Below are 26,186 nucleotides of genomic sequence, written 5' to 3' on the forward strand. Positions count from 1 at the left end.
GTTGGGGTGGTGTTTTCTTTTCTTTGTTTGTCTCCTCTCCCCTCCCCCCCCCCCCCCCCCCCCCCACCACCCGACTGTCGATGTAGTGTTGCAGTGGGAAATGGGGGCGCGCCGGGGCATTTCAAGCCCCGGATTAAAGGGAAAGTCAGTCTTCGAGGAGGAAGTGGGCTCGCGCAGTTGCAATCGGCTGGGAACGGGATTTCTGCCAGGCGGTGATCATTACGTTAGCCACACGGTTGCCCTGGCGGGTCAGGCGGCACTCGGCGAAGGTTTCGCGGTTCAGGCCGGCGCGCAGGTAATCCAGGGAAAAATCCACGATGCGGGGCATGCGCAGGCTGTCCTGGGACATCATCAGGTAGATGGCAGCGGACATTTCCATGAAACCGCCGATGACGCCACCATGAATAGCCGGCAGGATCGGGTTGCCCAGGTTTTCTTCCTTTTTTGGTAAACGGAAGATCAGGTCATCGCCGAAGCGCTCGCATTCCAGACCGATGAAGCGGGCATAGGGGATGCTTTCCAGCATGCGGGAGAAATCACCGGTTTCCCGGGTCTCGCGGAGGATTTCAGGATCGGTCATTCTTCACCTCCGGTAATCAGATCACGATAGCCCTTAGGGGTGGCTTCCTTACCGATACGCATAAAGGTGCCCACGCAGTTGGCGATGGTTTCACCGCCTTCCTGGTAGGCCTCGCAACGGGTAAAGATGATATTGCGGGTGATCTTGTAGGTTTCCGCACGGGCAAACACCGGTTTATGGGGTTCCGCCGGGCGCATGTAGTCCACCCGCAAGTCCAGTGTCGGGCACAGTTCAAAATCCGTCAGGGCGCAGATGATCACTGAACCGGAGGTGGTGTCCATCAGTGTGGTAATGGCGCCGCCGTGGATCACGCCGGTGTCCGGGTTACCAATGATACGGTCACTGTATGGCAGGCGCATGGTCAGTACGCCATCGCCTGCCGCTTCAACGGCCAGCCCCAGTTCCCGGGCCTGGTTCAGGGTTTCAATAAACCGGCGAACCCGGTTCAGTCGGATGTCATCAGTCATTCAGTTTGGCCAGATGGTTAACTGTTGGATTTCTGGGCGGCATCGGTTTTAGCCGCGGGTTCTTCAAATACTTTTCCGCCGCGCAGGGCATGCAGGGCGTTGGAACGGAATTCCCGGCGGTACAGAACGATGACAACCAGGGTAGAGGCTGCGATAAAGGCCACCGGGTGGATAAACCATGTCACCACTGCCATGGCGTAGTAATAGGATCTCAACCCAAGGTTGAAGGCATCGCCCGCCAGGTTGCATACCCGCGCCGCGCTCTGGGCAAAGGCTTCACGCGCTGCCGGGCTGGTTTTGGTGTCGTCCGGCAATGGTGCGCCCCCGATGAGTACAGCCACAAAGTTGTACATGCGCATGGACCAGGTGAACTTGAAGAATGCATAGATAAACACCAACAGCAGAACCACCATGCGCAACTCCCAGATCGCGCGGCTGGGCAGGTTGCCAAACGGCAGGGTACTGAACACCTCCATCACTTCCTGAGTGTAGCCCAGGGCGGTGATGATACCCGCCAGGATCAGCAGGCAGCTGGACGCGAAGAAGGCGCCGTTACGCTCCAGGTTGCCCACGACGGATGCATCCGGAATGCGGTTCTCCCGGCGCATCATCCCCCGCATCCAATCTTCCCGGTACAGGTCCAGGGTGTTGGACAGGCAAGGTCGGTCATTGGCTTTACGGCGGGAATACTCGGTATAGCCAATCCAGCACACCAGAAACCAGATCAACGCAATCAGTTCCAGATACTCAACCATGGAGGTTCCATTTGCGGAATCAGAAAAGGGAAGGTTTACAGAAGCTTTATCATACACTTCGCGAGGGCTTCTCTCCAGATGACACGGGCACGATGGCTATAACCGCTGATCATCGGATGTGGTATAAACTGACCCTAACCACCCCGGGGTTACATACATCCCGGATCAAGGACTGATAACAGGAGTTTACCGTGACGAACCGGCTGTTTTTCCGCTGCCTGCCCCTGATCGCCCTGCTCTTTGCCATGACGGGATGTTCCGTGAATCCGGTGACCGGAGAAAAGCAGTTATCGCTGATCCCGGAAAGCCAGGAACTTTCCATTGGCGCCGAGCAATACACGCCGACCCAGCAAACCCAGGGTGGCCAGTTCTACCTGGATCCGGACCTGACGGTTTACGTGAATGAGGTGGGTCAGAAGCTCGCCAAAGTCAGTGACCGCCCCGACCTGCCCTACGAGTTCGTGGTGCTGAACAGCAGCGTCCCCAATGCCTGGGCGCTGCCTGGTGGCAAGATAGCCATCAACCGCGGGCTGTTGACCGAACTGGAGGATGAGGCCCAGATGGCCTCCGTGCTCGGCCATGAGATTGTCCACGCTGCCGCACGTCACAGCGTACAGCGCATGCAACAAGGCATGCTGATCAGTGCCGGCGTGGCGGGGCTGGGGTTTGCGTTGTCGGATAACGAATGGGCCGGCCTGGTCATGGGGGGTGCGGCTCTCGGCGCCCAGATGATCCAGGCCCAGTACAGTCAGGGCGACGAGCTGGAGTCCGACCGCTACGGTATCGAGTATATGGTTGAGGCCGGTTACGATCCCCAGGCCGCCGTGGAGCTTCAGGAGCTGTTTGTGAAGCTGTCGGAAGGTCGCCAGTCGAGTTTTATTGACGGCCTGTTCGCCAGCCATCCCCCTTCACAGAAACGGGTGGAGGAGAACCGCAAACTGGTTCAGCAGTACGGCGCCGGTGGTTACCGGGGCAAGGATGTATACGACAGGAAACTGGCCATGGCCAGAAAGCTCAAACCCGCTTACGAGGCCCACGACGCTGCCCTGAAGCTGGCCGGCGAGGGAGACATGGACGCCGCCCTGGGCAAGATCAATGAGGCTATCCGTATTGAACCGGACGAAGCCATGTTCTACACACTCCGTGGTCGCATTTACGAGGAGCAGGACAACACAGCCAAAGCGGAGGCCGACTTCGAAAGGGCCGTGTCACTGTACCCCGAAATGTTCAGTTACCGGCTGCATAATGGTCTCAATGCCCTGGACCGGAACAAGCTCGACAAAGCCCGGGATAACCTCACCAAAGCCAACGAGGTGGTTCCGACCTCCATCGCCTTCCTTCGCCTGGGTGATGTGGCGGTGAAACAGAACCGTCGCGATGACGCGATCAGGTACTACAGCACGGCGGCGGAAGCCGGTGGCGCAGTGGCCGAAGAGGCCAAAAGGAAGCTCGCCAACCTGACCCAGTAATCACTGGACAGCTCCTCCCGAAGGCCCGGACCCGCTCCGGGCCTTTTTGTACCCGGACACCCACTACACCAGCCTTTCCCCGGTTTTTTTGCCGTGGTGACAGCCCCACCCTGTCACTGACCGCATTGACTTCTAGAGCAAAAACTCTAAAAATCAGATTACACCAACAACAATCGGACGATTGCCATGTTAGCGAAACGTATCCAACCGATGGTTTTCCAGGCGCGACGACTTTATGTGGAGCTGATGTTCCAGGTGATGGGACGGGCCCTGCAGGCCGTCAGCGAAGTGGATGCCCAGGTCCAGCAGGAGGCCAGAGTCCTGCCCGAGGGGTTCCTGTTTGAGATGATGGTGATGCCCAGCGGGTCCAGCCTCATCGTCGAGCATACCGGCAACGGGCGCTTCCATTACCACGGCACCTCCGCCCCCCGGCCGGTGGACCTGTCCATTCAGTTCAAGCACATAGCCCACGCGTTCATGGTGCTGTCGTTTCAGGAAAAGACCTCCGTGGCCTTCGCCAACGACAGGATGCTGGTGGATGGCGACATCAGCTACGCGATCCGCATGACCCGGGTACTGAACCGGCTGGAAGCCTTTATTCTGCCGAAGCTGGTCGCGAAACGGGCGGTCAAGGAATACCCCGCCAACCTGCACCTGCCGGAAAAACTGATCAGTGCCGCACGGATCTACCTCAAAGTCGCAACCCATTTTGTCGAAACGGTGAGAGCATAATGACTAACAAATACTATGAGTTCTTTTGCCCGGTTAAGGTGATCGCTGGCAAGGCCGCCCTGGAACATATTCCCTACGAGCTCACTGGCATGGCCGCCAAACGTCCGATGATTGTGACTGACAAAGGCGTGCGCGCCGCCGGCCTGCTGGACCCTGTCATCTCCGCCTGCGAGGAAAGCGGGCTGGAAATCGTCAGCATTTATGACGACGTTCCGCCAGATTCATCCACCGGTGTGGTCCGTGACATCGCCGGCATCTACCGCTCCGAGAAATGTGACTCCATCATTGCCGTGGGCGGCGGTTCGGCCATCGATACCGCCAAGGCCGTTAACATCCTGGTGTCCGAGGGTGGTGATGACATTGCCGCATACGCCGGCGCCGGCGTGCTCAAGCATCCGCTCAAGCCGTTCTTCGTGGTACCAACCACTGCCGGTACCGGCTCCGAGGTGACTGCAGTGGCAGTGATTGCCGACACCGAAAAGCACGTAAAGCTGCCGTTCACATCCTCGTTCCTGTTGCCGAACGCGGCGATCATCGATCCCCGCATGACCCTGACGCTGCCGCCTCACATCACCGCGGCGACCGGGATGGACGCAATGACCCACGCAATCGAAGCCTTCACCTGCATGGCGAAGAACCCGCTCAGCGACGCCTACGCCACGGCAGCGGTCAAGAAGATCAGCGCTTCCCTGCTGGCGGTGATGGAAAACCCGAAGGACGCCGATGGCCGACTGGAGCTGGCCCAGGCTTCCACTATGGCCGGGATTGCATTTTCCAACTCCATGGTAGGCCTGGTGCACGCCCTGGGCCACGCGACTGGCGCCATCTGCCAGCTGCCCCACGGCCTGTGTATGAGCCTGTACCTGCCTTACGTGCTGGAGTACAACATCGAATCCATCCGCGAGCCGCTGGGTGAACTGTTGCTGTATCTGGACGGCCCGGACGTATACGCAGCCACCCCGGCAGCCCGCCGGGCCGAGGCCAGCATTTCCGCCATTCGTCGCCTGCGGGATGCCCTGTACAAGCACTGCCAGCTGCCACGCACCCTGAAAGAAGCGGGCAAGGTAGTTGAGGACCAACTGGACCAGATCGCCGAACTGGCGCTGGACGATGGCGCCATCATGTTCAACCCGAAAGAAGTGTCCCTGGAGGACGCTCGCGAAGTTCTGCGACGCGCCTGGGCATAATCCGGAAAGTGCATTGTTACAGTCCGCCCGGCGGGCTGTAACAATGCAGGCTGGCTGCCGGCGTTAGAAAACATGCCAATCAAATCATTGAAAAGGTCTTACAAAAAAGTAACAATTGCCCAAAAGCTGGCAAGGATGTGCCGGGTAAGTTCTCGTTTCCGACATCAGGGCCTTCCTTACTTATGCCAAACCGAACATCCGGCTTCCCCGCTGTACTCCCGGTGGTCTCACTCCTGGCGCTGATTTCTACCTTTATGATGCCGGGCATCGCATCTGCGAACGCCAGTGAAACTGAAGACGACAGTAAAACTTTCAGATTCAATGTTTCTCCCAATGGATACCCTCCGTATCTGATCGTGGACGGGCGCCAGCCCTCTGGCATCATGTGGGATGTAGTCAGCCTGATTGCTCAACGTATCGGGTATGAAGTCATCCCGAAAAAGATCCCCCGCAAACGGGTCGACAGGATGCTGTCACGGGGTTATATCGATGGCACCTCCCGGGCGATCGAATGGACGGACAATCCGGATAAGTTCCTGTTCACCGATCCCATCGTGGCAATTGAGGAAGTCTTTTTTATTCCAACGGACTCCGACCTGCAATACCGGACACCGGAAGATCTCTTCTCGAGAACCGTGGTCACTCACCTGGGCTATGCCTACCCTGTGCTGGAACCTCATATCGAGTCCGGTGCGATCAAGCGCTTTGACGTATCCCGCGACCGGGACATGTTCACTTTCGTGCGCCACGGAGAACACTTTGATGCGGCCGTGGCTGACCGTCTGGTTGGTCAATGGATCCTTCTCAATGAAGGATGGCAGAAGGATTTCCGGACCTCAGCCGAAGGCATCAGCAATTACGGATTCCGCCTGATGCTCCGCAAGGATTGGGGGGAGTTTGCCAGGTTATTCAATGCCGAGCTCGCCAACATGCGCGCGAATGGCGAACTCGAAGAGATCCTGTCACGCTATCGCTGAGCGCCGGATTACTCCAGGCGCCTCAGCAACAGCATCGGAGACACACTCAGCACCGGCCTCAGTTGCCAGCGCCCAAACAGCGCCAGAACCACCGCGCTGAATAGCGGAATGGGTAGCACCACCGCCCAGTGCCACTGGAACTGACCTTCAAACATGCGGAACTGCAGGGCCCAGACGGCGGCTTCCGCGGCCGCGACCCCCAGCACACCGGCAAACAGTCCCAGCAATGCGAACTCCAGCATGGTGCTGCGGACCAGCAGGGACTGACGTCCGCCGAGGGTCCGTAACAGCGCCCCCTCCCTTTGCCGGTCCCGCAGTGTCGCGCTGACCACCGCTGCCATCACCACCAGCGCTGCCGCCAGGATCAGCGCCAGAATGGCTTCGATGGCCTGGGTCACCTGCCGGACAATATCCTGTATCCGCTCTATGATGTGATCAATCTCCAGCACCGAAACCGTCGGGTACTGGCGTGAAAACTCGTTGAGAGCGTTTTTATTGGCCCGAGACAGGTAGAAGCTGGTAATCCAGGTGGCCGGCATCTGCTCCAGGCCGCCGCCCGGCGGAAAGGCCATGTAGAAATTGGGCTTCATGCTGTCCCATTGCACCGTGCGGATACTGGTGACAGGTTCAGTCACTTTCTCCGAGCCGATGGTAAAGGTCAGCTCGTCACCGACTTTCAGCCCCAGCTTTTCCGCCAGCTCCGCCTCAACGGACACCCCGGAGGTCTGGCCCGGTGTAAACCAGTTGCCATCGATAATTTCATTATCCGCCGGCAGGGATTCCATCCAGGTCAGGTTCAGTTCCCGGTTCAGCGCGCCCACCCGTTCGTCTTTGGTGACCGCTTCCTTGACCGGTTCTCCGTTCAGCTCGGTAAACCGGCCCCGCACCATCGGGTACATCTCATCCAGCGGCTGACCGCGTTCCTGCCAGAACGCGTCGATGTCTTCCACCACATCCGGGGCAATGTTGATCAGGAAATGGTTGGGCGTATCCTCTGGCAACTGTGCCTGCCAATCCTCCAGCAGTGAGGTTCGCACCAGGATCAGAGTCGCCGCCAGCATCAGCGTCATGGCGAATACCGCAATCTGGGACAGGCTGGCTCTCCGGTGGCGGTAGAGGCCAACCAGGGCCAGACGCCAGGCATTACCGCCGCCACTGATTTTGCGAAGGCTCAGCACCATCAGCCATCCAAGCAGCGCCAGGGTGCCCAGTAACAGGATCAGCCCACCCAGCAATGCCAGAACCAGGGACACCTCGCCAGCGTACATCCACACCAGTCCGAAGATGGCCGCCAGGGCAATAGCAAGATCCGGTAGCGCTTCCCGCCCGGATTCCCCGGGCTGGGAACGCAGTACCCGCATCGCCGGCACATTGCGCAAACGGCGGATGGGCGGGTAGGCAAAGGCAAACAGCGACACCAGGGCTGTCAACAGAGACGGCGCCAGTGCGGCGGGGTCGAGCTGGTAATCCACCGGCCGCTCCAGCACATCGCTGAGCAATCTGGACAGCAGCCAGTACAACGGCAAGGCAATCACCAGGCCGCCAACCGCACCGGCGACGCCCCAGAGCCCCAGACGTTGCAGATACAGTTTGCCAATACCATGACTGCTGACCCCCAGGGTTTTCAGCAGGGCCACGGTATCCCGCTGTGACAGCGCATACTGACGGCTGGCAACGGCCACCGCGACGGCGGCCAGCATGACCGCCAGGCTGCCGCCCAGCAGCAGGAAGCGCTCGGCGCGTTCCAGGGAACGGGAGAAGGTTTCGCCGTCTCGCACACCTTCCCATTCATGGCTGGGCTCCAATTGCGGTTGCAGCCAGCGGTAATAGCTTTCCAGTGCCGCTTCCTCGCCGGCGAACAGGTAAACGTATTCCACCCGGCTGCCTTCCTGGATCACTCCGGTGTCTGATACGTCGTCAGCATGCATCATCACCCGCGGCGCCAGGGCCGACAGGCGGAAGCCGCCATCCGGTTCCCGCACCAGCAGGCCGGATATTTTCAACTCCAGATTACCCACTTCCAGGGTGTCACCCACGCTGGTATCCAACAGACGGAGCAGCCGCGGGTTAATCCAGACCTCACCGGGGCCCGGGCCCGATGACACCAGTTGCCGGGGTTCATCTGGCCCCAGCTGATATTCAACCTGGCCACGCAACGGATACTCATTACTGACCGCTTTGATGGATACCAGCTGGAAATTGTCCGCCCCGAACACCATGGTGGAAAATTCCACCATTTGCCCGGTTTCCAGCTGACGGCTCCGTGCTTCCGTCAGCCAGCCCTCAGGAATCGGACGGCCATTCTCGGCTTCCAATTGCCGGTCCGCTGCCAGAAACGAACTGGCCGAGGACACCAGCGTGCGTTGCAGTTGGCTGGCGAACAGCGCAATCGTGGCGACCGTGGCAACCGCAATCATCAGGGCCGCCAGCACAACGCGCACGTCACGCTCGCGCCAGTCACGGCGGATGGACATCAGTTTACGGGAAGCCGCCATCAGATTACCGGCTCCCCGGTTGTACGGGTGCCTGGCTCGGTGAGAATGCCTGCTTCGATATTGAACTGGCGACCACAGCGAACAGCCAGATGCTCATCGTGGGTCACCATGACCAGCGTGGTGCCCTGCTCCCGGTTCAATGCCATCAACAGGTCCGACACCGCCTGCCCGGTGCGATTATCCAGGTTGCCCGTGGGCTCATCCGCAAACAGCACCACCGGATCCGACGCAAAGGCCCGGGCAATGGCAACCCGCTGCTGCTCACCGCCGGACAACTGGCGCGGGGTATGGCTGAGACGCTCGCCCAGCCCCACCCGCTCCAGTAACTCCCGGGCTTTTTTCTGCGGGGCATCATGCCCTCCCAGCTCCAGCGGAAGCATCACGTTTTCCAGCGCCGTCAGCGCTGGTAGCAGCTGGAAAGACTGAAACACGAACCCCACTCTGTGGGCCCGCAGCCTGGCACGCTCGTCCTCGGACAGTTTGCTGATCACCGCACCGTCCAGTTCCACGGTGCCTTCCGTGGGTGTATCCAGCCCCGCCAGCAAACCCAGCAGCGTGGTCTTTCCCGATCCGGACCGACCGACAATCGCTACGGATTCACCACGATTGATTTCCAGACTGACCCCCTGCAAGATCGTCAACGTATCAGTCTCCAGACTGACGCGGTGGGTCAGGTCACTGGCTTTCAGCATGGGTGGCTTACGGCCCCCTGGGTAATGCTCGGTCTGGTCGCTCACGGAGTCTCCAACGATTTTTTGGTCTTTAGCAGGTTGTCTATGGATACGGTATTTTTACGTCTGAGATCAATAGTTTTCGTCGCTTTTCTTTGCGCCTTTGCTCAGGTTCAGGCCAATCAGAATGACGCTCCGAACACCTTGCTGATTGTCGGGGACAGCCTGAGCGCCGCCTATGGCGTGCAATCCGACGAAGCCTGGGTGGCGCTGTTACGGGCCCGCCTGGATGCTGAAGGCCTGGAAAACTGGCGCGTCGTCAATGCCAGCATCAGCGGGGAAACCACCGATGGCGGCCTGCGCCGGCTGCCGGGATTGCTCGACAAGAACGAGCCAGAGGTGGTGGTGATCGAGCTCGGCGGCAACGATGGCCTGCGGGGATTCCCGCCGGGTGTGATCGAGAAAAACCTGGCAAAAATGATTGAACAGGTGCGAGAAGCCGGCGCCCATCCGCTGCTTGTGGGCATGCAGATTCCCCCCAACTATGGCGAGCGCTATACCCGCGCCTTCGCCGGTATTTTCCCGAAACTGGCGGAGCAGTATGACACCGGGCTGGTCGAATTCTTTCTTGAAGGCATCTACAACCAGGACGGCATGATGCAAAGTGACGGCATTCACCCCACCGCCGAGGCGCAAAGCCTGTTGCTGGCCAATATCTGGCCGGAACTGGCGCCACTGCTGAAATAAGCCAGCGTGCCGGGCCCACCGGCACCGTCATCCGATTCGGACTATCCCACCACCGACTGGATATGGGCCACGGCGCGGCGCTCTGACCAGTAATAGCCGTCCCGGGCGTGTTCGACAAAGCCTACGTGGCCACCCCAGCGCGGCGCTTCCACGCGAACATGCCGCCCAAGCACGTCCGCTGATTCCGGGAAACACCGGCGCGACAGGAAGGGATCATCAGCCGCGTTCACCATCAGCGAAGGCACACGAATGTCCTTCAGTTTGCCAAGGGCGGAACAGCTGCTCCAATAGTCAGCCGCATCCCGAAAACCATGTAACGGCGCGGTGTAACGGTTATCAAATTCGTGAAAGCTGCGAATGTTCTCGAAGCCGGTTACATCTATCAGGTCCGGGAAGCGGCGGGCCTTCTCCTGCATTTTTAGGTGCAGATCCCTCAGAAATCGCTGCATGTAAATTTTCCGGCTGGGTTTGGCCAGCTCATCCGCGCTACCCGCCAGGTCACAGGGCACGGAATAGGCAACCGCACCGCAAATACGGCTGTCCACCCTTTCCGATTGCTGCCCGAGGTACAGGAGGGTGAGGTTACCGCCCATGCTGAATCCGGAGAGGAATATGGTCCTGTAGTCCCGCGACAACCCGTGTCGCACCACACGGTCCAGGTCTTCCGTTGCACCGCTGTGGTAAAAGCGGGGCTGCAGGTTCATCACTCCGCCACAGGAGCGGAAGTTCCAGGCCAGAACATCCCATCCTGCCGTCAAAAGCGCCCGGGTCAGCCCGAGCATGTAGGGCCTGCGGCTATGGCCCTCAAGCCCATGGGAAAGGATCGCCAGCCGTTTATTGCCCTGGCGGTACCAGTCCAGGTGCAGTTCATCGTTATCACTGGTGGTGAGCACTTCTGTCTCTGGCTCGGCCATGGCCACCTTGCGGAACAGCGTTGGCCACACCGATTGCAGATGACCGTTGCGAAGCCATGGCGGCGGCCGATAGCGGAACGCCCGTTTGCCAATATCCGGCGGCACTGGATGGGGAGCAGACTGATAGTACAAATTTTAACCTTTTAATTCAGAGGGTTGACCCCAACGAATAAAGCCCTTATTATTCGCGCCACTTAGCTGTTCCCCGATAGCTCAGTTGGTAGAGCAACGGACTGTTAATCCGTTTGTCGCTGGTTCGAGCCCAGCTCGGGGAGCCACTTATTCCGAAATGCCGCTGCTTCCAACGAAGCAGCGGCATTTTTCGTTCCGGGCTTCAGATAACCTGAGGCCGCTGCATGAAATCCTGCAATACACGGTACAGAGTATAGCCGTCCTCGGTGCCCGCCACCTCACGAATCGAGTGCATACCCAACTGTGGCACGCCGATGTCCAGCGTCGTTACCCCCAGATTTCCGGCCGTCAGCGGCCCAATCGTGCTGCCACACCCCATATCGCTACGCACCACAAACGTCTGGTGGGGCAAGCCCAGTTCGTCACTGATGTGACGATACACCCCGGCGGATCGGCTGTTGCTGGCATAACGCTGGTTGTGGTTCACCTTGATCACCGGCCCCTGATTGATCAGCGGGCCGTGATTCTCGTCGTGACGATCCATGTAGTTGGGGTGAATGCCGTGGGCATTGTCCGCCGAGATCATCATGGACCGGGCAATAGCACGGGATCTTCCGGCGCCGCACCAGCGATCCAGAACCGTAGACAGGAACGGCCCCTGAGCGCCCTCTGCCGACATGCTGCCCACCTCTTCGTGGTCGTTACACACCAGCAGCGCGGGTTCATCGCCGGAGGTGTCCAGCAACGCCTGCAGCCCGATATAGCAGCTCAGCAGGTTATCCAGCCGCGCCGAGGCGATAAACTCGTCCCGCAGCCCCACGAATGACGCACCACGGGCATCGTAGAAGCTCAGCTCATAACCAAGAACCTTGCGGACGCTGATGCCGGATTCATCAGCAATCTGGCGCTCCAGCAGTGACGCAAACGTGGTGGTGTCGGTATCCGGCACCTGCATCATCACCGGCGGTAGATCCGTTTGCGCATTAATGCTCCGGTTGCTGTTGGCCTCACGGTCCAGGTGGATGGCCAGGCTGGGAATAAACGCCACCGGCTTGCGGAAATTCACCAGGACATCCTGTACCGCGCTGCCCTCATCCAGAACGGTGACACGACCGGCCAGTGACAGGTCACGGTCAAACCACGGGTTCAGCAACACACCGCCATAAACCTCGACACCCAACTGGAAGAACCCTTTACGACGCAGTTCCGGGTTCGGCTTCACCTTCAGACAGGGGCTGTCCGTGTGAGCGCCAACCATGCGGATGCCCTTCTCAACAACATCACCCTGCCCGGTCCGGAACGCCACAATCGATGAACCATTACGAATCACATAATAGCCCCGGCCCTTTTCCAGCGACCACTCGTCTTTCTCATCCAGCTCGGTAAAACCGGCCTCGTCGAGACGGGCCTTCATGGTGGCTACCGCGTGCCAGGGGGTTGGGGAAGAATCGAGAAAATTCAGCAAACCGTGATTAAACTGCGCGTGTTCCATGATGCTCCTGATTAACTGATAATGCCGCCAACAGTATGGCATGAAGCCAATAACCGTCATACTGGTGTCCTTGAACTAAATGGCACCAGATGAAACCCGGAGAGTTTACCTTGCCACTACCACGATTTCTCGACATCGAATATTGCCAGACCGACGACACCGTATTTCCGACCGCCATATCCTGGTCCCTGGAGGACGGACGTCTGAAAACCGTCGTCATCGCACCGGAGGACAGCTGGATTCCCGAAGACGGCGACCTTGGCGACATCGATCTGCTCTACCTCGAGGAACAGGGCGTGCCCATCATTGAGCTGGCACGGGAACTCCACCAGGACCTGCCGGACCAGACCGTATTCACCGACGGCATGGACCCGGACGAAATCCTGGTGGACCTCATTTTTACCGCCGTCGCCATGGAAGCCCCGTTCGAACTTGCCCCCATCACCGAGTTGATCACCACCCTCGACACCGACAGCCTCGAAGACCGTCGCCGCCAATTGCTGTTTGACGAAGGGCTGGAACCTACTCTCGCCGAAAACGGCGTGTATGTCCTGCTCCTGATGGCCCGGGAAGAAGGCTTACTGGAAGACTAAGCGAATGATCACAGGCTGCCTGAGGGAAGTGTGACGCGGGTCGACGTAACAAACCGTTACAGAAGGCAGAATCTGCCCGTACCCGCAATCGTCAGGAAAGCCCATAACAATGAATAAGGTGTTGCGACAAGCTCTTCCGGCAGCCTTGCTGCCCATCGCCCTGCTCGGCGCCGACCTTGCCACGGCCGCTGCGAAAGCCCGTGAAGACATGCACTACGTCGGCCTGTACGCCACCGCCCTGCACCATCGCAGCATTGGCGAAATCAGCAACGATTCCGCCTGGGGCCAGGTCGGCACACTGGTCATCGGCGGCCACATCACCGACCTGTTCCACGCGGAGGTTCGCGCCGGCGGCGGCTACAAAGACGCCAAAAGCGGCGACCTGACCCTTTCCATCGACTACTTCGCCAGCTGGTACATCGGGCTGCACTACCCCATCACCAGCTACGCCAACGTCTACGCCCAGGGCGGGTTCTCCCACATCAGCGGTGATGCGGAACTGGCCAACTTCGGCGCGGACGAGAACCGCCAGTTCCGGGATCTTGCTGGAGACTTTCCCGACAGCAGCTTCAGCATCAGCTGGCTGGCCGGGGTGGATTTTGAAGTGATCGACAACGGTTATCTGGTGTTTGAAGGTGGGCGGCTGTTCAAGGACACCGGTTCGGATATCAATACCTTCCAATTCTCCGGCGGGGTTCGATACGAGTTCTAGTAGGTGCATGAGAGTTTCGCAGAGGCCGGGTGTGGCCCTCCCCCGGGATTGTCGGAGGCCATGGATGGCCGGAGATCAAGCGCTCAGGGATGAGCTTGAAGCGTATCCCGGGGGAGGGCCACATCCGGCCGATACTCCAAACCATCAGATCCGGTGGCGAATATGCCAGCAGCGGTGAATCCGCGCATTGCGCTGGAAATCCTTGTCGAGGGTGTCCCGTGACACTTCCTCGATGGCGAACTCCTGCTCCAGCGCCTCATCCAGCTTGAAGCGCCGGAAGTTGTTGGAGAAAATCAGCAGCCCCTCTGACGTCAGCCGTTGCATCGCCTGACGCACCAGTTTGCCGTGATCTTTCTGTATATCCAGCACGCCCGCCATGCGAGCCGAGTTGGAAAACGTGGGCGGGTCCATGAAAATCAGATCGAACCGCTGATCCGGTGTCGGCTTCGCCGCCAGCCAGGCCAGACAATCCGCCTGCTCCACCTTGTGATGGCGGGCATCCACCCGGTTCAGCGCCAGATTGTCCTGTGCCCAGCTCACATAGGTTTTCGACATATCCAGACTCAGGGATCGGCTGGCGCCGCCCACCGCCGCATGGACCGTCGCCGCCCCGGTGTAACAGAACAGGTTCAGAAACCGCTTGCCGGAAGCATGCTGCTGAATCCAGTGCCGCACCGGACGGTGGTCCAGGAACAGACCGGTATCCAGGTAGTCCTTGAGGTTCACCTTCAGCGCACAGCCATGCTCGTGCACATTGAAAAATTCACCGCTGGCCGCCTGCTTTTCATATTGCGACGTGCCGGTCTGCCGCTGGCGTTGCTTGCACACCATATCCTCCCGTTCGATGCCGAGGGCTTCCGGAATGACCGCCAGCGCCTCCGCCAGCCGTTCACGCGCGGCACGCTCATCCACCGATTTGGGCGCTGCGTATTCCTGCACGTGAACCAACCCATCGTAGATATCGATCGCCAGGGCAAATTCGGGCATGTCCGCGTCGTACAGCCGGTAGCATTCGATGCCCTGCTTACGAGCCCACTGGCCAATGGTCTTCATGTTCTTTTTCAGCCGGTTGCGCAGCATCGCCGCCCGCTCTTCGTTGGCAATGCGGGGCTGCACCTCACCGGGTATGCCCGGCTCACGGGGCGTCATGGCGCTGACGTCGTCCACCGAGAACAACAGCAACTGGGCCGGTAGCTTGCCGTTGAACAGCTTGTATTGCTTATAGCTGCGCAGCCCGATGGATTTCCCGAACTCCGGCGCGCCGGTAAAGACCCCCAGGCGCCAGCCCGGAACAGCGGCCTTCACCGCCTCGCCCAGGGAACGATACAAGGTGCCCAGTTCCTTGCGCTCACTCAGGCGCTCGCCATAAGGCGGATTGGTCAGTACCAGCCCCTGAGCAGCCCATTCGCCATCAAGCTCGAAAGTCTCAACAGCGCGGCATTCAACGTGCACCAGCCCGTCCAGCCCAGCTCGCTGAATATTTTTCCAGGCGGTGGCAATCACACGGCTGTCCTGATCGTAGCCAGCAAAACGCGGCAGTGGCCCCTGCTTACCTTCGTGAGCACGGCGCTCGGCTTCCTGGCGCAGTTGCAGCCACAACTCCGGCTGGTGACCGGGCCAGGTTTCAAACCCGAAGCGGTCGGTGTTCCGGCCCGGGGCGATATCCAGAGCCATCAGGGCAGCCTCAATCGCCAGTGTGCCGGAGCCACACATCGGGTCGATAAAATCACCGCCAGCTCCAGCAATATCTGGCCAGCCCGCACGCAACAGCAAGGCTGCCGCCAGGTTCTCCTTGAGCGGAGCAACACCCTTATCGGTACGGTAACCGCGCATATGCAGGCTGTGTCCACTCAAATCCAGTCCCAGGGAGAGACGGCCACGATTCAATCGTGCGGAAATAGTGACATCCGGTGTTTTGGCATCCACCGAGGGACGCTGTCCGCTGCTCGAGCGCATGCGATCAACAATGCCGTCCTTGACCCGCTGGGCGCCGTATTGGGTGTTTCGAATCGCCTCGTTCTGTCCCAGGAACATCACCCGGAAGCTGCCATTGGCAGGAATATGCTGCTGCCAGTCGAGATGCACCACGCCGTCATAGAGCTCATCGCCGCTAATGGCGTTGACCTCGTCGATGTGAAGGATGACGCGGTTCGCCAGCCGCGACCACAGGCACGCCCGGTAGCCGCTTTCCAGGGGCCCTTCTGCCCATACGCCAGCAGGCGCATTCCGCACCGGTTCCATACCGAAGGTGCGAAGTTCATCCGCCAGAAGGTACTCGACGCCCTTCGGACAGGTTACGAAAAAGACAGAATCAGACAAGTTCTACTCCCGGGAATTTCGGTATTCGGCTAACTGCATGGAATGGTGCATTTTCTATGGGGCAATGCACCTTCGTTATGTCACACAACTATAAGAGAAGCTTCACATAGATGAAATAAATAGTGTACATCGGCGCAATGTTCGACTTACCTTGTAAGAGACGCGTCGTTCGGGGGAGCTTAACTGGCTCTCCGTTAACAGGATCCTGACTGCTCTGGCCGGAGCTGGCAATAGTGGGTTACCCCCGCCGGGTTACACTGACGGGAAGCCGCATGCCTGGGCCACTGCAGAAGTGTACACGCTTGTTCTGTTAATCCATCAGTGAGGAACGGCATGAAAAGACAGAAAAGAGATATGTACGCTCGTGCATTCAAACGGGGTTATCTGGCCGGTGTGTCCGGTAAATCCAAAGACAGTTGCCCGTTAGAACAGGCGGAAGTCCGCCAGGAATGGCTAAGCGGGTGGCGAGAAGGCCGCACAGATCAATGGGAGGGCATGACCGGCGTATCCGGCATCCATAAACTCGCAAATGTCACCACCGCGTGACACTTTAACCCCGATCTTTAATCTGATCTTTTAACACTTACAATTTGAAGCAATACCCCAAATAACCCAAACGGGTCCTCCCGACCCGTATCATGCGAAGAAGCGCCACGGGGTTCGTTCCCCGCAAGGGCCCGCTCAGCGGGCCCACCTTCGTTCTGGGCCCGCCATTTTTCGCATTTCACACCGACAACCACAGCTTTACTGCAACCGCCGAATGGCCTCCACCGCTTCCCGGATCAGTGTCGGCCCCCGATAAATAAAGCCGGTATAGACCTGGACCAGCTTCGCGCCCGCCTCAATCTTTTCAGCCGCGCTCTCGCCGTCGGTAATGCCCCCCACACCGATGATGGGCAAATCCTCCCCCAGTTCCGCGTACAGGCCCCGAATTACCCTCAGGGACGGCTCACGCACCGGTGCACCACTCAACCCGCCGACCTCATCCGCATGGGCATGCCCCTGGACCGCGTCACGGCTGATGGTGGTGTTGGTGGCGATCACGCCATCCAGCCCCGAGTTGCGCAACGCATCCGCCACAAAACGAATACCCTCGTCGTCCATATCCGGCGCAATCTTGACTGCAATGGGAACGTAGCGGGCGGTGTTGGCCGCGCACTTGCCCTGTTCATCCTTGATCGCATCGAGCAGTCGCTTCAGGGAGTCTCCGAATTGCAGGTCCCGCAACCCTGGCGTGTTCGGTGATGAGACATTCACGGTGATGTAATCGGCCCGGGAATAGACAGCGGATATACCCTTGCGGTAATCCGATTCGGACTCGTCGTTGGGAGTGTCCTTGTTCTTGCCGACATTAATACCGAGAATGCCCCGGTAGCGGCGCTGGTCGATCCTTGCGAGCATGTGCTCAAGGCCTTCGTTATTGAAGCCCATGCGATTGATGATGGCCTGATGTTCGGGCAACCGAAACATGCGCGGCTTCGGGTTACCAGGCTGAGCCAGTGGCGTCACCGTGCCAACTTCGATGAATCCAAAACCCAGGGCGCCCAGGGCATCCACATGGTCGGCATTCTTGTCGAGGCCCGCAGCCAGCCCGACCGGATTGGGAAATTCCATCCCCATAACATTCACCGGGCATGCATCAAATTTTGGTGACAGTGCCTTCAACAGCCCGAACCGATTCGCCACGTCCAGTCCGGACAGTGCAAGATTGTGAGCCTGCTCGGGAGGCAGCCGGAATAACAGGTTGCGAATAGCACCGTACATCGAAAGAAACTCCTCGTCTTTGGGTGACGCGGAGTATACCGGAAGTTTTCCACAGCATCTTCCAACTCACGGATATTCGCCGTAAATGCCTGACACGTGGACGTCCTGTAAGCTTTTCCACGGTTTCTGTGGATAACCCTGTTGAAAAGCGCGGGGCAACAGGTGCTATCCCTTGATAACTGCGCCAGCCTACAGATTGATCATTTTTTAACCAGTTAATTTGTTCTTTATTTTCAGTTAGTTATGAGACATTTGCATTATAGGCCAGCCCATGACTACAAAATGTCACGTCGTCATTATTTTGTCACCATGTGCATAAATCGCACAAAGGTACCGTTTTTATACTTTTGCATGGAAAGTGCTCTGATACCGCTATAATGGCACCAGAACTTCCCGGAGATTGCCCCGAATGACCAAACATCAGAATACGTCTGTTTATCATTCTCCCGATCTGGATGCTGAACGACATGCCGCTTCACGCGTCACCGTCATCGGTATGATTCTGGATGCGGTGCTTGGTGTGATTAAAGTCATCGCAGGTGCTCTTTTTCATTCCCAGGCCCTGCTTGTCGATGGTATTCACTCGTTCAGCGATGTTGCTTCCGATCTCGTGGTACTCGGGGTTATGCGGGTCTCCCGCCAGGCTCCGGACCAGAACCATCCGTACGGGCACCAGCGCATTGAGACCATCGGCACCCTGGCCCTTGGCAGTATCCTGATTGCGGTCGGCGCCGTCCTTGCGTGGGACAACATTCTGCGGCTGATTGCAGGCGGTGCCGACCAGATACCTGAATGGCCAGTGCTGGTCGCCGCTGCCGCATCCGTCGCCAGCAAGGAGTGGATTTACCACTACACCCGTCGCGTGGGTCAGGCCATTCGATCCGACCTGATCATCGCCAATGCGTGGCACAGCCGCACCGATGCATTTTCCTCAATCATTGTTCTGCTTTCCACCATTGGCGCCATGGCGGGCTTTATCTGGCTGGATATTCTGGCAGCGGTGGTGATTGCCGGTATCGTTATTCACATCGGCTGGAAGTTCACCTGGAATGCCGTCAAGGAATTGGTCGACACCGGCTTGTCACCGGAAGACACGGAAATGCTGAAGAGGATTGCGCGGGAAACCGACGGGGTGCGCAATGTGCACGAGCTGCGCAGCCGCCGGATGGGGCATGACATCCTGCTTGATATTCATCTTGTGGTGCGCCCGGAAATCAGCGTCTCCGAAGGGCACCAGATCGGAATGCAGGTGGTTTCAGGCATGCGGGATGCCCTCGACAGCATCCGTGACATCAACTTCCACATTGATGCTGAAAACGACGAGGACGATCTCCCCACCTCAGAACGCCTTCCTTCCAGGGAGGAGATCCATGACATCCTCACCAGCCACGTGGGAGAACTGCCTTCCCACACGCGCCTGCGGCTGCACTACCTGAAGAACAAGGTCTACCTGGAGCTGTTCTTCGACCACCCCGCTCAGGAGCCGTCCCTGAAACTCCGCGAGATCACCAAAGAACTCTCCGACTACCCATGGTTTGGAAGCCTGCGCATCTGGTACGGCACCCATTAACCGCGCCGGTTGTGCTCCATTCGGGACAGAAACTCCTGCATGATCAGGGTATAGAGTTCGCCCCCCAGGAAACGGTCCTCAACCCCTGCATCTATGCTGGGGTTGTCGTTGACCTCAATCACCGCGACCCGGTTGCCGGACTGTTTGATGTCGACACCGTAGAGGCCGTTGCCGATTAGCCGTGTGGCGTTCAGGGCAGCCTGAATCACATTTCGCGGCACTTCATAGGTCGGCATGGTCTCAAAGCCGCCGCTGTCCACTTCGGCACCACCATGTTGATAGATCTGCCAGTGCCCTTTCACCATGTAGTATTTACAGGCGTAGATGGCCCGGCCACCCAGCACGCCGATACGCCAGTCGTAATCGGTGTAGAGGTATTCCTGGGCCAATACCAGGGCCGACTGTTTGAAGAGCTCTTTCAGTCCCGCCTTCAGGGATTTCTCATCTTCCGCCTTGGTCACCCCCCGTGAAAAGGCTCCGTCGGGAATCTTGATCACCACCGGAAACCCGAGCTCACGGATCACCTGTTCCGCGCTGTCCTTTTGGTCTTTCGACAGGATCAGGGTTTTGGGGGTGGGCACCTTGTTGTTCTTGAGCAGATCCGCCAGGAATACCTTGTTGGTGCAGCGCAGGATCGATACCGGGTCGTCAATCACCACCATGCCCTCGGCTTCCGCCTTGCGGGCGAAGCGATAGGTGTGGTGATCAATCGCCGTGGTTTCCCGAATGAACAGACCATCGTATTCCGGCAAACGCATGTATTCGCGACGGGTGATCTGCTCCACGTTGATACCGAGCTTGCGCCCGGCTTTCTCAAACCGGCTGAGGGCCACCTTGTCGCTGGGGGGCATCTCCTCTTCCGGATTAACCAGCACCGCCAGATCAAATCGATACCTGCGGCGAGTCCTGGGTTTGCGCCAGACCATGCTGCTGAACCGGTCGAAGGCAGCCGCGAATACATCCTGTTCCTTTTCATCCAGATCCGCCGGCGCCGCCGGTTTCATGGATTCAATCTGCCAGGCCTTGCGACGTTTGAAAACGATCTCCAGGATCGGGCATGGAAAGCGCTCGAACAGGGCGCGGGCCACCGGCTTCAGATCTGGATGCTCCGCCTGGCCAAAATAGGTGCGGATACGCACCTCATGTGTGGCGTGGCGTTCGTCGTTGGCCGGATCAATCTCAGAGCCGGCTGCGTCCAGCCAGTTAATAACGCTGACATCCAGCTCTTCCAGCTCCAGGGAAAACAGCCCTTTGCGACTCAGGTCGTTCAGGGTCATCACGGAAGGCACCACATGGTGACCGCGGGCTTCCGCCAGCAGCGAGCAGTAATAGCCCCGACTCAGATACTTAGCGCTCTGACACAGATTAATGACCCGCACCCTGCTGGAAGCCGGCGCGGAGAACTGGAGGTACTGGTCAAAGGTGAGGACGTCCTCACTGGGATAGTACGGTGCCCAGTCTTTGGCGCGATCCACAACGATGAGCAAACGGGACATGGCATTCCTCCCTGAGGATAAGACCCGACAGAATTCCGGCAACAATACGCCCGCCCCCACCGCCGCACAATCCTCTCAGGATGCGTGCTTTTACGCATGGTTGCACTATTTGCGCTTACCGGACTCTCTACCATAATAGCCTGATACGGGAAGCACGCGAGCACACCCGGCCACGATGTACCAAGGCTCCACGTTTATGTCCGATCCGACCTTACGCCAAGCCACCAATGATGACCTGGATGCCTTGATGCAGCTGGAACACCGATGTTTTCAGGATGACCGGCTCTCCCGGCGGAGTTTCCGGCGCTTCCTGGACATGCCCCGGGACCGGCTGATCGTTGCCGAACTGGAGAGTGAGTTGGTGGGCTACTGCCTGGTGCTGATGAGCGCCGCGACCCGGCTGGCCCGCATCTATTCCATCGCCGTCTCCCCTGTCGCACGGGGCCGGGGCCTTGGCGAAAAGCTGGTGCGGGAAGCGGAAAAGGAAGCTGCGGAGGCGGATCGCATCGTGATGCGCCTGGAGGTACGCGAGGACAACGCCGCCGCCATCAACCTCTACAAGCGCCTGGGCTATCGTCAGTTTGGCACTTACCGGGACTACTACGAAGATCACGGCGACGCCCTGCGTTTTGAGCGTCGTATCCTGTTCTATGAGCCGTCCCGTGAGTTCCCGAAGGTGCCCTACTACCCGCAAACCACGGAATTTTCCTGTGGGCCGGCGGCACTGATCATGGCGATGGCCACCCTGGACGATCATCAGCCGGTCACTACCCTGGAGGAACTGAAACTGTGGCGCGAAGCCACCACTATCTTCATGCTGGCCGGCCATGGCGGCTGTGGTCCCCACGGCCTGGCGCTGTCCGCCTGGAACCGGGGCTTTCACGCCAGCGCCTGGATCAGCAAGGAAGGGGCACTGTTCAAGGATACCGTCAGGAACGACGACAAGAAACGGGTACTGGAACTGGTGCACGAGGGCTTTCTGTACGACATCGGCCAGACCGGCATTCAGCTCCACCATGATCCGCTGACACTTGAGGGACTGGAATCGGCCCTCCACGAAGGCCGCGTCCCGGTGATCCTGATCAGCACCTGGCAACTGAACCGCAGCCGCGTTCCACACTGGGTGACGGTCTGCGCCATAGACGACCAGTTCGTCTACATCCACGACCCGGAAATCGACGTCGAAGCCGGTGAAACCGTGGCGGACAAACAATACCTGCCCATTGATCGCCGGGTCTTTGACAAGATGTCCCGTTATGGCCGCAATCAGCCATTACAGGCGGCGGTCATCGTCGGACCAAAACGCTAGTCCAGGGAGGACATTATCCAGTCCGCAGGGCGGCTTCCTTCAGTTCGGAAATATCGTCCCGCAGACGGGCGGCGGTTTCGAAATCCAGCTCCGAAGCCGCCTTGTACATCTCGTCTTCCAGGCGCGCCACTTCCTTGAGGACTTCCTGGGGCGACTTGTTACCGGTCCTGGCACGGTACTGTTCGGCTTCTTCCGCCGCTTTCTCACCAGGACGTTCGGCTTTGCGGCGCCCACGGCCACCGCCACCAGCACCTTCCATGATATCGGAAATTTTCTTGTTCAGACCCTGGGGCGTAATGCCCTGCTCCAGGTTATGGGCTTCCTGTTTGGCACGCCGGCGCTCGGTCTCATCAATCGCCCTCTGCATGGAGCCGGTGATCCGATCGCCATACAGAATGGCCTTGCCATGAATGTTCCGCGCGGCACGCCCGATGGTCTGGATCAGTGAGCGTTCGGAACGCAGGAAGCCTTCCTTGTCGGCGTCGAGAATCGAGACCAAAGATACCTCCGGCATATCCAGCCCTTCCCGCAGCAGGTTGATGCCCACCAGCACGTCAAACTCACCCCGCCGCAGGTCGCGAATGATTTCCACCCGCTCCACGGTGTCTATGTCCGAGTGCAGATAACGAACACGGATATCGTGCTCCATCAGGAAGTCCGTCAGATCCTCCGCCATCCGTTTGGTCAGGGTGGTGACCAGCACCCGCTCGTTAACGGCTGTACGGGCATGGATTTCCGACAGCAGATCGTCCACCTGAGTGGACGCCGGGCGCACCTCGATCTCCGGATCCAGCAACCCGGTCGGCCGCACGACCTGTTCAACCACCTGACCCGCGTGTTCCGCCTCGTAGTTCCCGGGCGTGGCGGAGACGAAAATCATCTGGGGTGCAATCCGCTCCCACTCATCAAACCGCATGGGCCGGTTGTCCAGTGCCGATGGCAGTCGGAAACCGTACTCAACCAGGGTTTCCTTGCGGGACCGGTCGCCTTTGTACATCGCGCCGATCTGGGGGATGGTGACGTGGGACTCGTCCACTACCAGCAAGGCGTTGGGTGGCAGATAATCGAACAGCGTAGGCGGCGCCTCACCGGGACGACGGCCTGACAGGTAGCGGGAATAGTTCTCGATGCCGTTGCAGTACCCCAGCTCCATCATCATCTCGATGTCGTAGCGGGTGCGCTCTTCCAGGCGCTGCGCCTCCACCAGACGGTTGTTGTCCCGCATCTGCTGCAGCCGTTCGTCCAGCTCCACCTTGATGCGCTCAACGGCATCCAGCACCGTCTGCCTGGGCGTAACATAGTGGGATTTGGGGTAGATCGTGACCCGGGGTACCCGCCGCAGCACTTCTCCGGTGAGCGGATCAAAATAGCTGAGGTTTTCCACCTCATCATCGAACAACTCGATGCGGATGGCCTCTTTCTCGGATTCCGCCGGGAATACATCTATCACATCGCCCCTGACCCGGTAATTGGCCCGGTGGAACTCGACGTCATTTCGGGTGTACTGCAGTTCAGCCAGCCGCCGCAGGATATCGCGCTGATCAATCTGATCACCCCGATCCATGTGCAGCATCATTTTCAGGTAGGACTGGGGATCGCCCAGACCGTAAATTGACGACACAGTGGCGACAATGATGGCGTCCGGTCGCTCCAGCAGGGCCTTGGTAGCGGACAGCCGCATCTGCTCGATGTGCTCGTTGATGGACGCGTCCTTCTCGATAAACGTGTCCGAGGACGGCACATAGGCTTCCGGCTGGTAATAGTCGTAGTAGGAAACAAAGTACTCAACGGCATTGTCCGGAAAGAACTCCCGGAACTCCCCATACAGCTGTGCCGCCAGGGTCTTGTTGTGGGCCATGATGATGGTAGGCCGCTGAACCTGCTGGATCACATTGGCGATGCTGAACGTCTTGCCCGAGCCGGTAACCCCCAGCAGCGTCTGGTGCGCCAGACCCGAGTGGATGCCATCCACCAGCCCCTCAATCGCCTTGGGCTGATCCCCGGCGGGCTGGAAAGGTGAATCGACCTTGAACGCACCGTCTTTCATGAGGGCGCCGGTTTCTGAAGTGGCCATAATCGGCAGACAACCTCCACTGAATGGTTCGGATATTCTATAGCTGCATACTACAGAGAAATTTATCGTTGCGCTGGCTTCATGGTACCATCACTGCGATCGACGACCGCCCGCAAACCAATCAGAACAACTGGATGCCGGCGCGTCGCAGCTAACAGACGCAGCTTTAAGGAGCGCAAGTTTGGACCTTCAACTTTCCAGCCGAGTACAGGCAATCAAGCCCTCTCCCACCCTCGCGGTCACCAACAAGGCAGCTGAATTACGCGCTGCAGGCCAGGACATTATCGGCCTCGGTGCCGGCGAGCCGGACTTCGACACCCCCGAGCACATCAAACAGGCAGCCATGGAGGCCATCAAGAATGGCCAGACCAAATACACTGCCGTGGATGGTACGCCCGCACTGAAGAAGGCGATCATTGCGAAGTTCAAACGGGACAACGGCCTGGAATACGAAGCCAACCAGATACTGGTAAGCAGTGGTGGCAAACAGAGCTTTTTCAACCTCGCCCTGGCAACATTGAACCCGGGCGATGAAGCCATCATCCCGGCACCCTACTGGGTTTCCTACCCGGATATGGTGCTGGTCGCCGAAGGCAAGCCGGTGATCATCGAAACCACCGCGGACACCCGCTTCAAGATCACGGCCGAACAGCTGGAAAGCGCCATCACCGAGCGTACCCGCCTGTTCGTGATCAACAGCCCGTCCAACCCCAGCGGCATGGCCTATACCCTGGAAGAGCTGCAGGCCATTGGCGAAGTGCTGAAAAAGCACCCGCAGATCATGATCGCCACCGACGACATGTACGAACCCATCCTGTGGACCGGCAAGCCGTTCTGCAACATCCTGAACGCCACGCCTGAGCTGTACGACCGCACGTTTGTACTGAACGGCGTGTCCAAGGCCTATTCCATGACTGGCTGGCGTATCGGCTACGCCGCTGGCCCGGCGAAAATCATTGGCGCCATGAAGAAGATCCAGTCCCAGAGCACGTCCAACCCGGCGTCGATCTCCCAGGCCGCCGCACAGGCTGCCCTGGAAGGCCCGCAGGATTGTGTCGGCGAGATGGTCACGGCGTTCAAGGAGCGCCACGACTGGCTGGTAGAGGCCCTGAACAAGTTGCCGGGCGTAGAGTGCCTGACTGGCGACGGCACTTTCTATGTGTTCCCGAGCTTCCAGGGCGCCATCGATGCCGACAGCAGCGTGAGCACCGACGTTGAGTTCGCCGAGAAGCTGCTCACCGAAGCCGGCGTGGCTCTGGTACCAGGTTCCGCCTTCGGCTGCCCGGGCCATATGCGCCTGAGCTTTGCGACCAGCATGGATAACCTGAAAAAGGCCATCGAACGGTTGCAGAAAGCCCTCGGCTAAAAAGTTTTTGCCAGGGGTTGACGGGGCGGTATAGCCACCTTAATATACGCGCCTCGTCACATGACGACGTTCCCCGATAGCTCAGTTGGTAGAGCAACGGACTGTTAATCCGTTTGTCGCTGGTTCGAGCCCAGCTCGGGGAGCCACTATTCCGAAAACCCGCTAACTCTCTGAGTTAGCGGGTTTTTTCGTTTTTGGCCTTTGTGCTTTCCTGCTGACTTTGGCGATTGCCGGCTTGCTCCTGCCCTAGCCTGCTTGCTTTGGTTGTAAGGGGCGGTGGGAGCTTTCTCCCAAAAACCGCTACGAGCACATCCATGTGCGCTTCTCTCCGGCCATCCATGGCCTCCGAAATTTTTGGGAGAAAG

At 58.8% G+C, this 26,186-nt stretch carries 23 protein-coding genes and 2 tRNA genes; 13 read left to right on the forward strand and 12 right to left on the reverse strand.

All coding sequences use genetic code 11. The annotated features are described in order from the left end of the window. Window positions 1-145: 145 nt before the first annotated feature. The 3 genes from ACQUWM_RS05190 to ACQUWM_RS05200 are packed head-to-tail and all read right to left on the reverse strand — an operon-like array spanning window position 146 to window position 1,802. Window positions 146-580: a PaaI family thioesterase gene (locus ACQUWM_RS05190; protein ID WP_407000855.1), complete on the reverse strand. Its 435-nt coding sequence runs from the start codon at window positions 578-580 to the stop codon at window positions 146-148. After that, window positions 577-1,047, reverse strand: a complete 471-nt coding sequence (locus ACQUWM_RS05195) for a PaaI family thioesterase (protein WP_407000856.1) — start codon at window positions 1,045-1,047, stop codon at window positions 577-579. The genes ACQUWM_RS05190 and ACQUWM_RS05195 overlap by 4 nt, the downstream gene beginning before the upstream one ends. Window positions 1,048-1,064: 17 nt before the next feature. Beyond that, window positions 1,065-1,802: a DUF599 domain-containing protein gene (locus ACQUWM_RS05200; RefSeq protein WP_407000857.1), complete on the reverse strand. Its 738-nt coding sequence runs from the start codon at window positions 1,800-1,802 to the stop codon at window positions 1,065-1,067. Between the two features lie 245 nt (window positions 1,803-2,047). Here ACQUWM_RS05200 and ACQUWM_RS05205 point away from each other — a divergent pair, with 245 nt between their 5' ends. The 4 genes from ACQUWM_RS05205 (at window position 2,048) to ACQUWM_RS05220 (ending at window position 6,167) form a co-directional block, all read left to right on the forward strand. Then, window positions 2,048-3,271, forward strand: a complete 1,224-nt coding sequence (locus ACQUWM_RS05205) for a M48 family metalloprotease (protein ID WP_407000936.1) — start codon at window positions 2,048-2,050, stop codon at window positions 3,269-3,271. A 186-nt stretch (window positions 3,272-3,457) separates the two neighbouring features. Next, window positions 3,458-4,003 carry a hypothetical protein gene (locus tag ACQUWM_RS05210; protein WP_428921438.1) on the forward strand — a complete coding sequence of 182 codons (546 nt, stop codon included), beginning with the start codon at window positions 3,458-3,460 and terminating at the stop codon, window positions 4,001-4,003. Beyond that, window positions 4,003-5,190: an iron-containing alcohol dehydrogenase gene (locus ACQUWM_RS05215; RefSeq protein ID WP_407000859.1), complete on the forward strand. Its 1,188-nt coding sequence runs from the start codon at window positions 4,003-4,005 to the stop codon at window positions 5,188-5,190. The genes ACQUWM_RS05210 and ACQUWM_RS05215 overlap by 1 nt, the downstream gene beginning before the upstream one ends. 182 nt (window positions 5,191-5,372) lie before the next feature. Continuing rightward, the gene (locus ACQUWM_RS05220; RefSeq protein ID WP_428921439.1) at window positions 5,373-6,167 is read left to right on the forward strand and encodes a substrate-binding periplasmic protein; all 795 of its coding nucleotides are present in this window, start codon (window positions 5,373-5,375) and stop codon (window positions 6,165-6,167) included. An 8-nt stretch (window positions 6,168-6,175) separates the two neighbouring features. On the opposite strand, the gene ACQUWM_RS05225 is transcribed toward ACQUWM_RS05220, so the two are convergent. Both ACQUWM_RS05225 and ACQUWM_RS05230 read right to left on the reverse strand, forming a co-directional pair. Then, window positions 6,176-8,662, reverse strand: a complete 2,487-nt coding sequence (locus tag ACQUWM_RS05225) for an ABC transporter permease (protein ID WP_407000861.1) — start codon at window positions 8,660-8,662, stop codon at window positions 6,176-6,178. Next, window positions 8,662-9,354, reverse strand: coding sequence for an ABC transporter ATP-binding protein (locus ACQUWM_RS05230; RefSeq protein ID WP_407000938.1), 693 nt, complete (start codon window positions 9,352-9,354; stop codon window positions 8,662-8,664). Before ACQUWM_RS05230 ends, ACQUWM_RS05225 begins: the two co-directional genes overlap by 1 nt. 84 nt (window positions 9,355-9,438) lie before the next feature. Here ACQUWM_RS05230 and ACQUWM_RS05235 point away from each other — a divergent pair, with 84 nt between their 5' ends. After that, window positions 9,439-10,080, forward strand: coding sequence for an arylesterase (locus ACQUWM_RS05235; protein ID WP_407000862.1), 642 nt, complete (start codon window positions 9,439-9,441; stop codon window positions 10,078-10,080). Window positions 10,081-10,121: 41 nt separating this feature from the next. Here ACQUWM_RS05235 and ACQUWM_RS05240 read toward each other — a convergent pair whose 3' ends face one another. Continuing rightward, window positions 10,122-11,126 carry a YheT family hydrolase gene (locus ACQUWM_RS05240; protein WP_428921440.1) on the reverse strand — a complete coding sequence of 335 codons (1,005 nt, stop codon included), beginning with the start codon at window positions 11,124-11,126 and terminating at the stop codon, window positions 10,122-10,124. A 70-nt stretch (window positions 11,127-11,196) separates the two neighbouring features. On the opposite strand from ACQUWM_RS05240, the gene ACQUWM_RS05245 reads away from it, so the two are divergent. Next, window positions 11,197-11,272, forward strand: a tRNA-Asn gene (locus ACQUWM_RS05245). A 56-nt stretch (window positions 11,273-11,328) separates the two neighbouring features. Here ACQUWM_RS05245 and ACQUWM_RS05250 read toward each other — a convergent pair. After that, window positions 11,329-12,618 carry a M18 family aminopeptidase gene (locus tag ACQUWM_RS05250; protein WP_407000864.1) on the reverse strand — a complete coding sequence of 430 codons (1,290 nt, stop codon included), beginning with the start codon at window positions 12,616-12,618 and terminating at the stop codon, window positions 11,329-11,331. Between the two features lie 110 nt (window positions 12,619-12,728). On the opposite strand from ACQUWM_RS05250, the gene ACQUWM_RS05255 reads away from it, so the two are divergent. After that, a complete protein-coding gene (locus tag ACQUWM_RS05255; RefSeq protein WP_407000865.1) occupies window positions 12,729-13,211 on the forward strand; it encodes a hypothetical protein in 483 nt (160 codons plus the stop codon). A 109-nt stretch (window positions 13,212-13,320) separates the two neighbouring features. Continuing rightward, window positions 13,321-13,923, forward strand: coding sequence for an outer membrane beta-barrel protein (locus tag ACQUWM_RS05260; RefSeq protein WP_428921441.1), 603 nt, complete (start codon window positions 13,321-13,323; stop codon window positions 13,921-13,923). A 144-nt stretch (window positions 13,924-14,067) separates the two neighbouring features. On the opposite strand, the gene rlmKL is transcribed toward ACQUWM_RS05260, so the two are convergent. Next, entirely contained in the window at window positions 14,068-16,242 is a 2,175-nt protein-coding gene (rlmKL, locus tag ACQUWM_RS05265; protein ID WP_428921442.1) for a bifunctional 23S rRNA (guanine(2069)-N(7))-methyltransferase RlmK/23S rRNA (guanine(2445)-N(2))-methyltransferase RlmL, read from the reverse strand. A 333-nt stretch (window positions 16,243-16,575) separates the two neighbouring features. On the opposite strand from rlmKL, the gene rmf reads away from it, so the two are divergent. After that, window positions 16,576-16,788, forward strand: coding sequence for a ribosome modulation factor (rmf, locus tag ACQUWM_RS05270; RefSeq protein ID WP_247115328.1), 213 nt, complete (start codon window positions 16,576-16,578; stop codon window positions 16,786-16,788). A gap of 198 nt (window positions 16,789-16,986) precedes the next feature. Here the strand turns inward: rmf and ACQUWM_RS05275 are convergent, their stop codons facing one another. Beyond that, window positions 16,987-18,006, reverse strand: coding sequence for a quinone-dependent dihydroorotate dehydrogenase (locus tag ACQUWM_RS05275; RefSeq protein ID WP_428921443.1), 1,020 nt, complete (start codon window positions 18,004-18,006; stop codon window positions 16,987-16,989). A gap of 409 nt (window positions 18,007-18,415) precedes the next feature. Between ACQUWM_RS05275 and ACQUWM_RS05280 the strand changes: the two genes are divergently transcribed. Further along, window positions 18,416-19,576: a cation diffusion facilitator family transporter gene (locus ACQUWM_RS05280; protein WP_407000869.1), complete on the forward strand. Its 1,161-nt coding sequence runs from the start codon at window positions 18,416-18,418 to the stop codon at window positions 19,574-19,576. On the opposite strand, the gene ACQUWM_RS05285 is transcribed toward ACQUWM_RS05280, so the two are convergent. Then, complete coding sequence (locus ACQUWM_RS05285; protein ID WP_428921444.1) at window positions 19,573-21,072, reverse strand: RimK family protein; 1,500 nt, start codon at window positions 21,070-21,072, stop codon at window positions 19,573-19,575. The two genes, ACQUWM_RS05280 and ACQUWM_RS05285, sit on opposite strands and share 4 nt — an antisense overlap. Before the next feature lie 196 nt (window positions 21,073-21,268). Between ACQUWM_RS05285 and rimI the strand changes: the two genes are divergently transcribed. Then, a complete protein-coding gene (gene rimI, locus ACQUWM_RS05290) occupies window positions 21,269-22,381 on the forward strand; it encodes a ribosomal protein S18-alanine N-acetyltransferase (protein WP_428921445.1) in 1,113 nt (370 codons plus the stop codon). 13 nt (window positions 22,382-22,394) lie between these two features. Here the strand turns inward: rimI and uvrB are convergent, their stop codons facing one another. Then, window positions 22,395-24,428, reverse strand: a complete 2,034-nt coding sequence (gene uvrB / locus ACQUWM_RS05295) for an excinuclease ABC subunit UvrB (RefSeq protein ID WP_407000939.1) — start codon at window positions 24,426-24,428, stop codon at window positions 22,395-22,397. Between the two features lie 208 nt (window positions 24,429-24,636). On the opposite strand from uvrB, the gene ACQUWM_RS05300 reads away from it, so the two are divergent. Then, window positions 24,637-25,821 (forward strand): pyridoxal phosphate-dependent aminotransferase, encoded by a 1,185-nt coding sequence (locus ACQUWM_RS05300; protein WP_407000873.1) that lies wholly within the window; start codon window positions 24,637-24,639, stop codon window positions 25,819-25,821. A 70-nt stretch (window positions 25,822-25,891) separates the two neighbouring features. Next, window positions 25,892-25,967 (forward strand) — tRNA-Asn (locus tag ACQUWM_RS05305). A gap of 29 nt (window positions 25,968-25,996) precedes the next feature. On the opposite strand, the gene ACQUWM_RS05310 is transcribed toward ACQUWM_RS05305, so the two are convergent. Then, window positions 25,997-26,186: hypothetical protein (locus ACQUWM_RS05310; RefSeq protein WP_428921446.1), on the reverse strand; the 190-nt coding region annotated here is incomplete at its 5' end.

Origin of the sequence: Marinobacter sp. DUT-3, from assembly GCF_050379435.1 — a bacterium.
Classification (GTDB): Bacteria; Pseudomonadota; Gammaproteobacteria; order Pseudomonadales; family Oleiphilaceae; genus Marinobacter.